The 14,337-nt window shown below is 68.1% G+C and carries 12 protein-coding genes; 7 read left to right on the plus strand and 5 right to left on the minus strand.

From position 1 onward, the window contains the following. Position 1: 1 nt before the first annotated feature. Genes mltB through ACSQ86_RS10750 form a run of 4 tightly spaced genes read right to left on the minus strand, consistent with a single transcriptional unit; the run spans position 2 to position 4,981 of the window. Complete coding sequence (gene mltB, locus ACSQ86_RS10735; RefSeq protein ID WP_436303612.1) at positions 2–1,051, minus strand: lytic murein transglycosylase B; 1,050 nt, start codon at positions 1,049–1,051, stop codon at positions 2–4. A 53-nt stretch (positions 1,052–1,104) separates the two neighbouring features. Next, a complete protein-coding gene (locus tag ACSQ86_RS10740) occupies positions 1,105–3,096 on the minus strand; it encodes a transglutaminaseTgpA domain-containing protein (RefSeq protein WP_436303613.1) in 1,992 nt (663 codons plus the stop codon). Next, the gene (locus ACSQ86_RS10745) at positions 3,090–4,058 is read right to left on the minus strand and encodes a DUF58 domain-containing protein (protein WP_436290821.1); all 969 of its coding nucleotides are present in this window, start codon (positions 4,056–4,058) and stop codon (positions 3,090–3,092) included. Before ACSQ86_RS10745 ends, ACSQ86_RS10740 begins: the two co-directional genes overlap by 7 nt. 2 nt (positions 4,059–4,060) lie before the next feature. Next, positions 4,061–4,981 carry an AAA family ATPase gene (locus ACSQ86_RS10750; protein WP_093102643.1) on the minus strand — a complete coding sequence of 307 codons (921 nt, stop codon included), beginning with the start codon at positions 4,979–4,981 and terminating at the stop codon, positions 4,061–4,063. Between the two features lie 75 nt (positions 4,982–5,056). Between ACSQ86_RS10750 and ACSQ86_RS10755 the strand changes: the two genes are divergently transcribed. From ACSQ86_RS10755 to ACSQ86_RS10785, 7 genes are all read left to right on the plus strand, one after another. Then, a complete protein-coding gene (locus ACSQ86_RS10755) occupies positions 5,057–6,010 on the plus strand; it encodes a histone deacetylase family protein (RefSeq protein ID WP_436303614.1) in 954 nt (317 codons plus the stop codon). A gap of 13 nt (positions 6,011–6,023) precedes the next feature. After that, positions 6,024–7,310 carry a mechanosensitive ion channel family protein gene (locus ACSQ86_RS10760; protein WP_436303615.1) on the plus strand — a complete coding sequence of 429 codons (1,287 nt, stop codon included), beginning with the start codon at positions 6,024–6,026 and terminating at the stop codon, positions 7,308–7,310. Positions 7,311–7,447: 137 nt separating this feature from the next. Further along, entirely contained in the window at positions 7,448–8,197 is a 750-nt protein-coding gene (locus ACSQ86_RS10765; protein ID WP_093112348.1) for an electron transfer flavoprotein subunit beta/FixA family protein, read from the plus strand. An 11-nt stretch (positions 8,198–8,208) separates the two neighbouring features. Next, positions 8,209–9,144, plus strand: a complete 936-nt coding sequence (locus tag ACSQ86_RS10770; protein WP_436303616.1) for an electron transfer flavoprotein subunit alpha/FixB family protein — start codon at positions 8,209–8,211, stop codon at positions 9,142–9,144. 82 nt (positions 9,145–9,226) lie between these two features. Beyond that, positions 9,227–11,026, plus strand: coding sequence for an acyl-CoA dehydrogenase (locus tag ACSQ86_RS10775; RefSeq protein ID WP_436303617.1), 1,800 nt, complete (start codon positions 9,227–9,229; stop codon positions 11,024–11,026). A 28-nt stretch (positions 11,027–11,054) separates the two neighbouring features. Then, the gene (locus ACSQ86_RS10780) at positions 11,055–12,017 is read left to right on the plus strand and encodes an NAD(P)H-dependent flavin oxidoreductase (RefSeq protein ID WP_093109431.1); all 963 of its coding nucleotides are present in this window, start codon (positions 11,055–11,057) and stop codon (positions 12,015–12,017) included. A gap of 22 nt (positions 12,018–12,039) precedes the next feature. Further along, positions 12,040–13,146: an acyltransferase family protein gene (locus ACSQ86_RS10785; protein WP_436306281.1), complete on the plus strand. Its 1,107-nt coding sequence runs from the start codon at positions 12,040–12,042 to the stop codon at positions 13,144–13,146. A gap of 12 nt (positions 13,147–13,158) precedes the next feature. On the opposite strand, the gene ACSQ86_RS10790 is transcribed toward ACSQ86_RS10785, so the two are convergent. Beyond that, positions 13,159–14,265, minus strand: a complete 1,107-nt coding sequence (locus tag ACSQ86_RS10790) for a glycosyltransferase family 4 protein (protein WP_436303618.1) — start codon at positions 14,263–14,265, stop codon at positions 13,159–13,161. Positions 14,266–14,337: the final 72 nt, after the last annotated feature.

Raw genomic sequence — 14,337 nt, forward strand, 5'->3', positions numbered from 1 at the left:
GCTACTGCCCCATCGCGGTGCGGACTTCGCGGCCGAGATCGATCACCGACATCGCGTAGTAACTGCTCCAGTTGTAGCGCGTGATCACGTAGAAGTTCTGCGTGCCGGCCACGTAGTTCGGCGCGTCGGCACCGTTCTGCAGCTCGATCAGCGCGAGCAGGCCCTTGTGCGTGAGCGCCTCGCCCTCGAGCACGGCGCCGCCGGCCACGAACGCGTCGGCGCTGAAGCTGGGCAGGATGTCGGGCGCCATCAGCACGTCCTTTTTGAGCCGCGCCTCGTCGAAGCCGACCGGGTAGATCGGCGGCATGCCCGGCTGCCAGCCGAAGGCCCTGAAATAGCTGGCCACCGAACCGATCACGTCGGCCGGGTTGTTGACCAAGTCGATGCGGCCGTCGCCGTCGAAGTCGATCGCGTACTTGGCGATGCTGCTCGGCATGAACTGCGGCATGCCCATCGCGCCCGCATAGCTGCCGACCGGCATCATCGGATCTTCCGCGGTGCGGCTTTCGGTGCTGAGAAAGCTTTCGAGCTCGCCGCGGAAGAAGGCCTGGCGCTCGGCCGCGCGCGGATGGCCTTGGGGGAAATCGAAAGCCAGCGTGGCCAGCGCATCGATGACTCGGAAGTTGCCCATGTTGCGGCCGTAGATGGTCTCGACGCCGACGATGCCGACGATGATCTCGGGCGGCACGCCGTACTCGGCTTCGGCGCGCGCCAGCGTGTCGGCATTGGCGCGCCAGAAGCGCACGCCGGCCGCGATGCGGATCGGGTCGATGAAGCGGCTGCGGTAGACGCGCCAGTTCTTCGCCGTGCCCCTGGGTGCCGGCAGCATCAGGCGCGGCACGTTGGGCAGCAGCCGTGCGTTGCCGATGGTCGCGCGCACCCATTTGCGATCGAGGTTGCGCCGTTCGGCCACGTCGTCGGCGAACTGCATCGCGTCGTCGCGCGTGGCATAGGGCGTCTCGCCGCGCACGGTTTTCTGAGCCGATGCGGGGGTCGGGGCGGTCAGCAGGAGGAGGGCCAGCGGAAGAGCGGTCGAAAGAAGGAGGCGCATGGCCTTGATTGTGCCGCCCGTGCCCGGCGCGCTCGTGCGGGACACATGTGGTTTCAGCGCGGCCAGGCCAGGCGGCGGAACTCGGCCTTGAGCGCGGCCAGCGCCGGCCCGGGCGTTCTGGCGTAGCGCTGCGCCTCGAGCTTGAGCAGCCAGTCCGCAGCCGCCTGCGCGCCGGCACCGAAGCGTTCGGCCAGCCGGGCCGCCATCTGGCGCGGCGGCATCGCGTCGGGCACCTCGATGCCTGCCTTCTTCATGCGTGCACGGGCCTGGCCGAGCAGGCGCAGCCACGGGTCGTGCTGGCTGCGTTCCCACAGCGTCCAGCCGGCGCCCGCCAGGCTGGCCACGACCAGCAGCACGAGCAGCACGGTCGCCAGGTCCTGCAGGCTCGGCGCTTCGAAGCCCAGGTTCTTGAGCAGGTCGAGCTGCCGGCTCTGCGTGTAGTTGAGCACCCACTGGTTCCAGCCGTTGTTGACCGCTTCCCAGGCGGCGCGCAGGTTCTGCGCCAGCGTGGGGCTCATCCCGTTGATCGCGCCGGCGAAGAGGCCCGGCTGCGGCGCGAGGCGCTGGAACTGGCCGACGCGGTCCGGCGAGATGGCGCCGGTCGGATCGACGCGTATCCAGCCCGCGCCTTCCTGCCACACCTCGGCCCAGGCGTGCGCATCGCTGTGGCGCAGCGTCCAGAAGTTGTCGACGCCGTTGATCTCGCCGCCCTGGTAGCCGGTGACGATGCGCGCGGGGATGTCGAGCGCGCGCATCAGCACCACGAAGGCCGAGGCGATGTGTTCGCAGAAGCCGGCTTTCCTGTCGAACCAGAACTCGTCGGCGGTGTCGTTGCCGTAGACACCGGGTTCGAGCGTGTAGCTGTAGCCCCCCGTGCGCAGCCGTTGCAGAGCGGCCTGCACGAAGGCTGGCGTGGCCGCGCCGGCGAGGGCCGGGTCGCGCTTCATCTGCGCGGCCAGTTCGGCCGTGCGCGGGTTCGAGCCCGGAGGCAGCGCCACGTAGGGTTGCAACGCGGCTGTGCGGCGCTGCGGGCCGCTCTGGAACTGCGTGAAGCTCTGGGCGCGGTAGCGCACCAGGTCGCCGATCGGCCGGTTCGCGACCCATTGCAGCTCGGGCGTGCCGAACAGTTCGTAGCCCGGCAACTCCGGCTTGGCCGGCGCGGCATCGAGCGTCAGCAGCCAGGGGCGGTTGCTGGGCTCCAGCGTGACTTCGTAGCCGATGGCGTCCCCGCGCACGCGCAGGTTCTGCGGCAGGAAGCCGCGCGAGAAGAGCGGCGGCGATGTCCATTCGCGGCCGTCGAACTGCGACAGCACCGGGCCGCGGAAGTACAGGTCGCGCTGCGCCGGGATGCGGTTGCCGTCGAACCTGATGCGCGCCGCGATGCCGTCGTCGAGCGCGAGCTGCGCGATGCTGCCCACGCGCATCGTGTTCGAGAGGCCGGTGCGGCCGGTCATCGCGTCGTTGGGCGTGCCCCAGAGCGGCGCCATGCGCGGGAATAGCAGGAACAGCACCAGCATGATCGGTGCGCCGAGCAGCGCCATCCAGCCCGCGGTGCGCGCCGCCTGCATGAGCGGCGGCTTGCCGACCGGCATGTGGGCGTTGACCAGCGCGGTCAGGAGGCCCAGCAGTGCCAGCAGCATCGCGAAGGCGGTGGGCAGCGACTGCGAGTAGAAGAAGTTCGTGAGCATCGTGAAGAAGCCCAGAAAGAAGATCACGAAGGCGTCGCGCCGGGCGCGCAGCTCCAGCGTCTTGAGCGCAAGGAGGATCACGATCAGCGTGACGCCGGCGTCGCGGCCAAGCAGCGTGCGATGCGTGGCGTAGGTGGCGACCAGCGTGACCGCGAGCAGGCCGGCGCGCCACCATCTGCTGGGCAGCGGCTTGGCCTGCACGGCCAGGACGCCGCGCCAGAACAGGACGATGGCGGTGAGGGTGCTGCACCACCAGGGCAGATTCGGGACCTGGGGCAGCAGGATGAGCGCGATCACGCCGAGCAGGAAGAGGGTGTCTCTGGCTTCCCGGGGCAGCGATTGGAGCCTGGTCAACATAAGGCCAGCACCTCCAGACACCGCCGCTTGTGCGCCTCCCCCTGAGAAGGAGCAACCACCTTGCCGCCCACCCGCAACCCGTAATCCACGCCCAACCGGTCCGCCATCAGCACCCACGCGCAAAGCCGCGACAGCCGCGCTTCCCAACCGGGCAGGCCGGCAGATTGCGCGTCCAGCCACAGCTCCTGCCGCTGCGCCTGCTGCGTGTCGCGGCTCACGAGTTCTTCCGAGCCCGTGGCCTGCGCCCGCGCCGCGCGCTTCCACACCACGAGCTTCAGCGGGTCCCCGCGCCGATATGCGCGCACCCCGTCGTACTCGCCGGCCACGTTCGCGCGCAGCATCGACGCCGCCGCCTGCCCGGCCAGGGGTTCGCCGGGCGGCAGCGGCGGCGGGTTCGGCTCGGGGGCCGGGTAGACCAGCACCTGCGAGGCCGGCCGCCACACCGTCCAGACGCGAAAGGTGCCCAGCGGAAAACGGGTTTCGGCCGTGAGCGTCGGCACCGGATGCAGACCGCGGCGTTCGGGCTTGAAGGCGACCTCGACCGTTGCGCTGCCCTCGGCCGGCACGTCGCTCCACGACCATTGCCCGCTGTGACGCACGGCCAGTCCGATGCCGTAGCGCGTGCTGCGCCGGGCGTTGTGCAGCACCACGCGGAACACGGCGGCCGCACCCGCATAGCGCGGATCGGGCGTCATCAGGCGCAGCGCGAGCCCGCGCAGGGTGGCATGGCACACATACATGCCGACCGCCACGCTGCCGGCCAGCAGGAAGGTCAGCAGATAGCCGAGGTTGAGCTGGTAGTTGATCGACGCGATCAGCAGCAGCAGCAGCGTGGCGCCCAGCATCCAGCCCGCGGGCGTCGGCACGATATAGACGTTGCGCTGCGTGAGCTCGAGCGTGTCCGAAGGCGGCCGGCGCGAGAGAAACCAGCCGTCGATGCGCGAGCGAAGCGGCGCCAGCAGTTTCACGGCAAGGGGACTGCGGCGGTCATGGCGCGCACCTGCTCGACCGCGCCGCGGCCCGCATCGCCGAGCGGCGTGAGCCGGTGCGCGATGGTTTGCGGCAGCACGGCCTGCACGTCGTCGGGCGCCACGTAGTCGCGGTTGGCCAAGAGCGCCTGCGCCTTGGCCGCGCGCAGCACGGCGATGCCGGCGCGCGGCGAGAGGCCCTGCAGGAACCAGCGGCCCGAGCGCGTCGCGGCGATCAGGTCCTGCACGTAGTTCAGGAGCGGCTCGGCCGCATGCACCTGCAGCACGCGCTGCTGCAGCGCCGTGAGTTCACCCGCTGTCAACAAGGCCGGCAGACCCGCGAGCATTTCACGCCGGTCGGCGCCGGCCAGCAGTTCGCGCTCGGCGGCGCGGTCGGGGTAACCCAGCGAGATGCGCATCAGGAAACGGTCGAGCTGCGACTCGGGCAGCGCGAAGGTGCCGAGCTGATCGTGCGGGTTCTGCGTCGCGATCACGAAGAAGGGCGTGGGAAGAGGGCGGGTTTCGCCTTCCACCGTGACCTGCTTCTCCTCCATCGCTTCCAAGAGCGCGCTCTGGGTCTTGGGGCTCGCACGGTTGATCTCGTCGGCCAAGAGCACCTGGGCAAAGATGGGTCCGGGGTGGAACACGAAAGCCTGCTGCCCGCGGTCGTAGATCGCCACGCCCGAGAGGTCGCCCGGCATCAGGTCGGCGGTGAACTGAACCCGCGAGAACTGCAGGCCGAAAGTGTGCGAAAGCGCGTGGGCGAGGGTGGTCTTGCCGACGCCCGGCACATCCTCGATCAGCAGGTGACCGCCGGCCAGGAGGCAGGCCACGCAGTCGCGCACCTGTGCCTCTTTGCCCACGATCACCGTGTTAAGCTGGCCGAGCAAACTGGCGAGCTTCGCGGCAACGTCCATTTTTGTATCCATATGCAAACAATACCGTAAAGCCCTGCGGCCCTACGCTGCATGAGGCTACGACGTGATCGATCCATGGGCAAAACCGGCTATTTCACCCACCGCGACTGCTGGAAACACGAGATGGGCGCGGGGCATCCCGAATGCCCGGAGCGGCTCGATGCGATCGAGGACCGGCTGCTTGCAACCGGCGTCGCCGACGCGCTCGAACGCGCAGAGGTGCCGCTGGCCACGCTGGAGCAGATCACGCGGGCGCACAGCGTCGAACACCTGGAACTCCTCGAGGCGCTGAGCCAGCGGCTGATCGCCGACGCCCCGGCCGGCGGCCCGCGCTACGCGCAGCTCGATCCCGACACCGCGCTCAACCGCTTCAGCGTGCTCGCTGCCCGCCGCGCCGCCGGCGCCGCCATCGCCGCGACCGACGCGGTGATCACCGGCGAGCTGGACAACGCCTTCTGCGCCGTGCGCCCGCCCGGCCACCATGCCTGCCGCGACAAGGCGATGGGCTTCTGCTTCCTCAACAACGTCGCGATCGCGGCGCGCCATGCGATCGAAGAACATGGCCTGGAACGCGTCGCGATCGTCGATTTCGACGTCCACCACGGCAACGGCACCGAAGACATCCTGAGCAACGACCCGCGCGTGCTGATGGTGGGCTTCTTCCAGCATCCCTTCTATCCGTACAGCGGCACCGACCATCCGGCGCCGAACATGCTCAACCTGCCGGTGCCGGCCTATACCAAGGGCATGGACGTGCGCGAGCTGATCGAGGCCTGCTGGATGCCGCGGCTCGACGAATTCAAGCCGCAGATGATCTTCGTGAGCGCGGGTTTCGACGCCCATCGCGACGACGACCTGGGCCAGCTCCGGCTCAACGAGAACGACTTCGCATGGATCACCGAGCGTGTCCGCGACGTGGCGCGACGCCATTCCCAGGGCCGCATCGTGTCGATGCTGGAAGGCGGCTACAACCTCGATGCGCTCGCGCGCAGCGTCGAAACGCACCTGCGCGTGCTGGCTGATCTCTAGGGCAGCCCCTAGGATGGATCTCAGCGCCTTCACCTTCACTCAGCGCCTCGGCCAGATCGACGCGCGCAGCCTGTGGATCGAACTTGCGGCTCTGGTCGGCTGCGTGGCGCTGGCCTGGGCGGTCTGCCGCTGGTTCGGCCGCGACCAGCCCAAGGATTCGATCTGGTTCGGCGAGCGCACCTTCGACGGCCTGCTGTTCCCGCTGCTCGCACTGCTCTTGACCGATCTGGCGCGCCGCTTCGTGCTCGAGTTCCAGCCGGTGCTGGTGCTGCGCATGGCAGTGCCGGTGTTCCTTTCGCTCGCGGCCATCCGCCTGTTCGCGCGGGTGCTCAGGGCGGTGTTCCCGACCTCGGCGCTGATCCGCCTGGTCGAGCGCACGATCTCGTGGATCGCATGGATTGCGGCGGTGCTCTGGATCGTCGGCCTGCTGCCCGCGGTGCTGGCCGAGCTCGAGAACATCACACTGGCCTTCGGCAAGACCCGCGTCAGCCTGCGCACCATCCTGGAAGGCATCCTGTCGGCCGGCCTCGTGCTCGTGATCGCGCTGTGGATCGCCTCGACGATCGAGAAGCGCATCTTGCGCACCTCGGTGACCGACCTGTCGATGCGCAAGGTGGCGTCGAACGCGATCCGCGCCTTCCTGCTCCTGATCGGCCTGCTGTTCGCCTTGTCGGCGGTGGGGGTCGACCTGACGGCGCTCTCGGTGCTGGGCGGCGCGCTGGGCGTGGGCCTCGGCTTCGGCCTGCAGAAGCTGGCCGCCAATTACGTGAGCGGTTTCGTGATCCTGCTGGAGCGCTCGATCCGCATCGGCGACAACGTCAAGGTCGACGGCTTCGAGGGCCGCATCACCGACATCAAGACACGCTACACGCTGGTGCGGCAGGGCAACGGGCGCGAGTCGATCGTGCCGAACGAATCGCTGATCACGAGCCGGGTCGAGAACCTTTCCGTGTCCGACCTCAAGTTCAACATCACGACCAGCATCGTGGTCGGCTACGACAGCGACGTGGCGCAGGTGCAGGCCATCTTGTGCGATGCGGCCGCCGCGCAGGCGCGCGTGCTGAGCGATCCCGCGCCGGTCGCATTCCTCGTCAACTTCGCGCCCGACGGGCTGGAGTTCAGCCTCAACTTCTGGATCGCCGATCCCGACAAGGGCAAGGACAACGTCCGCTCGCCCATCAACATCGCGATCCTCGAGGGCCTTCGTGCCGCCGGCATCGACATTCCGTACCCCCAGCGCGTGCTGCGCGTCGAGTCGCTGCCGCCCGGCGTTTCGGCGCCCGAGGCGGCTCGCCTATAATCGCAAAAAAGCACGATCGTTCTTTTTCTTCGCGCCCCGCGCCAGGTGATTGAAATGAACAGCTCGCGCAGAGGCCGGCGCCTAAAATCTCCGGTTCCCCTGCACCCCCGGTTTCGCAATTCAATGGAGTCAAGCCAATGAAGGTCCTGGTCCCCGTCAAGCGGGTCGTCGATTTCAACGTGAAGGTGCGCGTCAAGTCCGACGGCACCGGTGTGGACATCGCCAACGTCAAGATGAGCATGAACCCCTTCGACGAGATCGCCGTCGAAGAGGCGGTCCGCCTGAAGGAAAAGGGCGTGGTCACCGAAGTCATCGCCGTCTCCTGCGGCGATGCCAAGTGCCAGGAAACCCTGCGCACCGCCATGGCCATCGGCGCCGACCGCGGCATCCTGGTCGAGACCTCCGAAGAACTGCAGCCGCTCGCCGTGGCCAAGCTGCTCAAGGCCCTGGTCGACAAGGAACAGCCCCAACTGGTCATCCTCGGCAAGCAGGCGATCGACGACGACGCCAACCAGACCGGCCAGATGCTGGCGGCCTTGGCTGATCTTCCGCAAGCTACTTTCGCTTCGAAGGTCGAGGTCGAGGGCGACAAGGTCAAGGTCACGCGCGAAGTCGACGGCGGCCTGGAAACCATCCAGCTCACGCTGCCCGCGGTCATCACCACCGACCTGCGCCTGAACGAGCCGCGCTACGTCACCTTGCCCAACATCATGAAGGCCAAGAAGAAGCAGCTCGACACCTTCAAGCCCGAAGACCTGGGCGTGGACGTCAAGCCGCGCCTGAAGACCCTGAAGGTCAGCGAGCCGCCCAAGCGCGGCGCCGGCATCAAGGTGCCCGATGTCGCCACGCTGGTGGACAAGCTCAAGAACGAAGCCAAGGTGATCTGAGGAAGACCGACATGACCGTACTCGTTATCGCAGAACACGACCACGCCACCGTCAAGCCGGCGACCCTCAACACCGTGACCGCGGGCCTCGCCTGCCAGAGCGGCGATGTGCATGTGCTGGTGGCCGGTGCCAATGCCGCCGAAGCCGCTGCCGCCGCCGCCAAGATCGCCGGCGTCGCCAAGGTCATCGCCGCCGACAGCCCGTCTCTCGCCGAGAACCTGGCCGAGAACGTCGCCGCGCAAGTCCTGGCCATCGCCAAGAACTACAGCCACATCCTGTTCCCGGCCACGGCCAACGGCAAGAACGTGGCGCCGCGCGTCGCAGCCAAGCTCGACGTGGCGCAGATCAGCGACGTCACCAAGGTCGACAGCCCCGACACCTTCGAGCGCCCGATCTATGCGGGCAATGCGATTGCCATCGTGCAGAGCAGCGATGCGATCAAGGTGATCACGGTGCGCACCACCGGCTTCGACCCGGCGGCCGCCACCGGTGGCAGCGCCGCGGTCGAGAGCGCCGAGGGCGTGGCCGACAGCGGCAAGTCGAGCTTCGTCGGACGCGAAATCACCAAGAGCGAGCGTCCCGAACTCACGGCCGCCAAGATCATCGTCTCGGGCGGCCGGGCACTCGGCAGCGCCGAGAAGTTCACCGAAGTGATGGCGCCGCTGGCCGACAAGCTCAACGCCGGCCTGGGCGCCAGCCGCGCCGCAGTGGACGCGGGCTACGCGCCCAACGACTGGCAGGTCGGACAGACCGGCAAGATCGTGGCGCCGCAGCTCTACATCGCCTGCGGCATCTCGGGCGCGATCCAGCATCTGGCGGGCATGAAGGATTCGAAGGTGATCGTGGCGATCAACAAGGACCCGGAAGCGCCGATCTTCTCGGTGGCCGACTATGGGCTGGAAGCCGACCTGTTCACGGCCGTGCCGGAACTGGTGAAAGCGCTCTGATCCGCTTTCATCGAACAGAGAAAGACAGGTGAAGGGCATCGTTCGCGATGCCCTTTTCGTATCTGCTGCATTGGAGACAACCATGAGCTACACCGCCCCCATCAAGGACATGCTGTTCGACATCGAGCACCTCGCGAACATCGCGCAGGTCTCGCAGATGCCGGGCCTCGAAGACGCCGGGCTCGAAACCGCCCAGGCCGTGCTCGAGGAATGCGCGCGCTTCAACCGCGACGTGGTCGCGCCGCTGAACGTCGCGGGAGACCGGCATCCGTCCTCGTTCAAGGACGGCCGGGTCGCGACCACGCCGGGCTTCAAGGAAGCTTTTGCGCAGTACGTGGCGGGCGGCTGGCAGGGCCTGCAGCATCCGGCCGAGTTCGGCGGCCAGGGCCTGCCCAAGACCATCGGCGCGGCCTGCGGCGAGATGCTCAACTCGGCCAACATGAGCTTCGCGCTGTGTCCGCTCCTGAGCGACGGCGCCATCGAAGCGCTGCTCACGGCCGGCTCCGACGAGCTCAAGGCCACCTACCTCGAGAAGCTGGTGAGCGGGCAATGGACCGGCACCATGAACCTGACCGAGCCGCAGGCCGGCAGCGATCTCGCAATGGTGCGCAGCCGCGCCGAGCCGCAACCCGACGGCAGCTACAAGATCTTCGGCACCAAGATCTTCATCACCTACGGCGAGCACGACATGGCCGAGAACATCGTGCACCTCGTGCTCGCGCGCGTGGCCGGCGCGCCCGAAGGCGTGAAGGGCATCAGCCTGTTCGTTTGCCCCAAGTTCCTCGTGAACAAGGATGGTTCGCTGGGCGTTCGCAACGACGTGCACTGCGTGAGCATCGAGCACAAGCTGGGCATCAAGGCCAGTCCGACCGCCGTGCTGCAGTACGGCGACCACGGTGGTGCCGTGGGGTACCTCGTGGGCCAGGAAAACCGCGGCCTCGAATACATGTTCATCATGATGAACGCAGCCCGCTACGCCGTCGGCATGCAGGGCATCGCGATCGCCGAGCGCGCCTACCAGCAGGCGGTGGCCTATGCCAGGGACCGCGTGCAGAGCCGTCCGGTCGACGGCTCGATCAACGCCAGCGCGCCGATCATCCATCACCCCGACGTGAAGCGCATGCTGATGACGATGCGTGCCTACACCGAGGGCTGCCGCGCCATGGCCGCGGTGGCCGCGGCCGCCTACGACGCGGCGCATCACCACGCGGACGCAGACACGCGCCGGCAGAACCAGGCCTTCTACGAATTCATGGTGCCGCTGGTCAAGGGCTATAGCACCGAGATGAGCCTGGAGGTCGCCTCGCTCGGCGTGCAGGTGCACGGCGGCATGGGCTTCATCGAGGAGACCGGCGCGGCGCAGTACCTGCGCGATGCCAAGATCCTCACCATCTACGAAGGCACGACGGCGATCCAGGCCAACGACCTGGTGGGCCGCAAGACCGCGCGCGACGGCGGCCAGACCGCGAAGGCCATTGCCGCGCAGATCGAGCAGACCGAGGCCGAACTCGCGAAGCAGGGCAGCGACGCCGCGCGTGCCGTGGGCAAGCGCCTCACGGCAGCGCGCCAGGCCTTCGTCGACGTGGTCGACTTCGTCGCCGGCCAGACCAAGGCCGGACCGAAATCAGCCAATGCCGTGTTCGCGGGCAGCGTGCCCTACCTGATGCTGGCGGGCAACCTGGTGGCCGGCTGGCAGCTCGCGCGCTCGCTGCTGGTGGCCGAAGCGCTCGCCAACGCCGGCACCGACACCGCCTTCATGAACGCCAAGATCGCCACCGCGCGCTTCTATGCCGAGCACATCCTCAACAAGGCGCCCGGCCTGCGCGACAGCATCGTCGATGGCGCCGAGAGCGTGACGGCGCTGGCGCTCGACGCTTTCTGAATCCAGTCAGTCAACATCCGGAGACCCCATGTCCAAGCTGCCTTCCGTACTCGCCAATCTCCCGCTGCCGATCATCGGCTCGCCGCTGTTCATCATCAGCAACCCCAAGCTCGTGATCGCGCAGTGCAAGGCCGGCGTCGTCGGCGCGATGCCTGCGCTCAACGCGCGGCCCGCGTCGCAGCTCGAAGACTGGCTGGCTGAGATCACCGAAGAGCTCGCGGCGTACAACAAGGCGAATCCGGACAAGCCGGCCGCGCCCTTCGCCATCAACCAGATCGTGCACAAGAGCAACGACCGCCTCGAGCATGACATGGCGATGGTCGTGAAGTACAAGGTGCCGATCGTCATCACCTCGCTCGGCGCGCGCACCGACGTCAACGATGCGGTCCACAGCTACGGCGGCGTGACGCTGCACGACATCATCAACAACGCCTTCGCGAGGAAGGCGATCGAGAAGGGCGCCGACGGCATCATCGCCGTGGCGGCCGGCGCCGGCGGCCATGCGGGCATCAAGAGCCCCTTCGCCCTGGTGCAGGAAATCCGCCAGTGGTTCGATGGCCCGATCGCCTTGTCGGGCTCGATCGCGACGGGCGGCGCGGTGCTCGCGGCGCAGGCCATGGGAGCCGACTTCGCCTACATCGGCACCGCCTTCATCGCCACCGAGGAGGCGCGCGCCAGCGCCGAGTACAAGCAGGCCATCGTCGACGGCACCTCCGACGACATCGTCTATTCGAACCTGTTCACCGGCGTGCACGGCAACTACCTCGCGCCCAGCATCGTGGCCGCCGGCATGGACCCGGCCAACCTGCCGCAGGGCGAGCTCAAGACCATGAATTTCGGCGGCGGCGACGGCAGCAAGGCCAAGGCCTGGAAGGACATCTGGGGTTCGGGCCAGGGCATCGGCGCCGTGACCGAGGTCGCGAGCGCCGCCGCTTTCATCGACAAGCTCAAGCGCGAGTACGACGAAGCGCGTCGCCGCCTTGCGCTCTGACACCGCGGCCACCGCGGCGCGCCTGCCGCTGCTCGATGCGGCGAAAGGCCTGGCCTGCGCCGTGATCGTCGGGCACCACCTCGCGCGCTACGGGCCCTTGCCGGCAGGCGCGTCCTCCCTCGCGCCGGGGCTGTTCGAATGGCTGGCGCAGGATGGCCGGCTGGCGGTGCAGGTGTTCCTGGTGCTGGCCGGTTTTCTGGCGGCGGGCAGCCTGGCGCCCGACGGCGTGCTGCGGGTCGACCGGCCGCTGGTCCGCGTGTTCCAGCGCTACGGCCGGCTTGCGATGCCCTACCTGGCGGCACTGAGCTTCAGCGTGCTGGTCGCCGCGCTGGTGCGGCCCTGGCTCGACGACGAGGCGGTGCCCGCGGCGCCGGGCATTGCGCAGCTGCTGGCGCACGGGCTGCTGCTGCAGGATCTGCTCGGCTACGACGCCTTGTCCACCGGCGTCTGGTACGTGGCGATCGACTTCCAGCTCTTCGTGCTGGCGCTCGCGGCGATCAGCTTTTCCGAACTGCTGCAGCGGCGCTGGTCCCTGCGGCCGGAGCGGTCGCGCTGGCTCGCCGTGGCGCTGGTGCTGGTGCTGGCCGTCGCCTCTCTCGCGGTGTTCAACCGCAACGAAGAGCTCGACGACACGGCGCTCTATTTCTTCGGCGCCTATGGCCTGGGCATGGGCGTGTTCTGGATCGGCCGCGCGACGCGGCTACGCACCTGGCAGTTCGGCATCGCGCTGCTGCTCCTGGTCGGCGCCGCGGCCCTGGCGCTCGACTGGCGCAGCCGCATCGCCACGGCGCTGGTCACGGCGCTGCTGCTGGCTGTGGTCCAGCGCCGCGCCGGGCCCGAGCCGGCCGCATGGCCGCTGCTCGCGCAGCCGCTGCTGCGGCTAGGGCGCATCTCGTACTCACTGTTCCTGATCCACTTTCCGGTGCTGCTGCTGGTGAGCGCGGCGTTCGACCGGCTCGCGCCCGACGGGCCCTGGGTCGACCTGATCGGCCTCCTGGCCACCTTCGCGCTGTCGATCGTCGCGGCGATGCTGCTCTACCGGTGGGTGGAGTCGCGACCCGCCACCTGGCGCGCGGTGCTGGCCTTGTTTGCGGGCCTGCTGGTCTGCGGCGCGGTGGCCTCTTCGTAGCTTCCTGGCTTCTTAGCGGCCTGCCGCGAGCGCCTCTGCGTAATGCGCCGAGAAGGTCTCGGCGACGACCTCCCAGTCGTAGCGCTTGGCCCGCTGCTGCGCGGCCATCGACATCGCGGTGCAGCGCTCGCCGTCGAGGCCCGCGACCTCGCGCACCACGGCCAGATCCTTGGCGCCGATGTCGAAATCGAGGAAGAGCCCGTTGACTGCGCGCTCGACGAAGCCGTTGATCGGCGCCATGTCGCGGCACAGCACGATCTTGCCGGCGGCCATCGCCTCCAGGATGCCGATGCCGAAGCCCTCATACTCGCTGCCCGTGACGAAGACCGTGCGCTGCTGCAGCTCCTGCAGCAGGGCGGCGTCTTCGATGTAAGGATGCAGCCTGACCGAGTCATCGAGCTGGAGGGCGCCGATCTGCGCCTGCAGCGATTCGCCCAGGTTGTCGAAATCGGGCCCGGCGATCAGCAGGTCGATCTTGATCCCCTGGTGCCTTGCCATGGCGACGGTGTCGATGACCGCGTCGATGCGCTTGTTGCGCGACCAGCGACCCCAGTAGATCCACTTGGTGGGGTCGGGCGCGCCGGTGAGGCGCCCGCCCTGGAACTTCGAGTACGCGATGCCGTTCTCGCATTTCTCGACCCTGTTCGAGAAATGGCTGAAGTAGGCCTTGTCGGATTCGCTGCTCGCGAGGATCTTCCGGTAGCGGCGCAGCAGGCGGCGCATCAGCACGCGCTCGTGCAGCCACTTGATCGCGCCGTGTTTGGCCGTGTGGCGAAAGCCGCCGTGCGTACTCAGGACGGCGGGGATGTCGCGGCATTGAAGCAGCACGTTGCCGGTGAGCATCATCAGTTGCGGATCGTGCACGTGCAGCAGGTCGTAGCCGGCGGCAAGCCGGCCGAGCTCGCGCGCATAGCCGGCCAGGCGGTTGCCCAGCACCGGCACCCGGAACACCTTGATGCCGTCCAGCTCGCCGACCGAAAACCCCGTGTGCTTGGCGGACACGTGCGCGATGTCGACCTGGCTGCCCTGGCTCGAGTTGCGCACCGCGAGTTCCCGCACGACGGACTCGATGCCTCCGATCTCGGGGAAATAGGTCGGCGTGATGGAAAGAATCTTCATGGCGTCGTAGCTTAGCGGGTGCACCATGCCGCTTCGGGCGATTGCCCGTGCCGTGTCACATCCGCTATCATT

Origin of the sequence: Variovorax sp. LjRoot130, from assembly GCF_964253755.1 — a bacterium.
GTDB lineage: Bacteria > Pseudomonadota > Gammaproteobacteria > Burkholderiales > Burkholderiaceae_C > Variovorax.

Excerpts from the sequence above, each read along its gene's own strand:
- mltB (WP_436303612.1), bottom strand. The coding sequence starts at position 1,051 with ATGCGCCTCCTTCTTTCGACCGCTCTTCCGCTGGCCCTCCTCCTGCTG.
- ACSQ86_RS10740 (WP_436303613.1), bottom strand. The coding sequence starts at position 3,096 with ATGTTGACCAGGCTCCAATCGCTGCCCCGGGAAGCCAGAGACACCCTC.
- ACSQ86_RS10750 (WP_093102643.1), bottom strand. The coding sequence starts at position 4,981 with ATGGACGTTGCCGCGAAGCTCGCCAGTTTGCTCGGCCAGCTTAACACG.
- ACSQ86_RS10755 (WP_436303614.1), top strand. The coding sequence starts at position 5,057 with ATGGGCAAAACCGGCTATTTCACCCACCGCGACTGCTGGAAACACGAG.
- ACSQ86_RS10760 (WP_436303615.1), top strand. The coding sequence starts at position 6,024 with ATGGATCTCAGCGCCTTCACCTTCACTCAGCGCCTCGGCCAGATCGAC.
- ACSQ86_RS10765 (WP_093112348.1), top strand. The coding sequence starts at position 7,448 with ATGAAGGTCCTGGTCCCCGTCAAGCGGGTCGTCGATTTCAACGTGAAG.
- ACSQ86_RS10770 (WP_436303616.1), top strand. The coding sequence starts at position 8,209 with ATGACCGTACTCGTTATCGCAGAACACGACCACGCCACCGTCAAGCCG.
- ACSQ86_RS10775 (WP_436303617.1), top strand. The coding sequence starts at position 9,227 with ATGAGCTACACCGCCCCCATCAAGGACATGCTGTTCGACATCGAGCAC.
- ACSQ86_RS10780 (WP_093109431.1), top strand. The coding sequence starts at position 11,055 with ATGTCCAAGCTGCCTTCCGTACTCGCCAATCTCCCGCTGCCGATCATC.
- ACSQ86_RS10790 (WP_436303618.1), bottom strand. The coding sequence starts at position 14,265 with ATGAAGATTCTTTCCATCACGCCGACCTATTTCCCCGAGATCGGAGGC.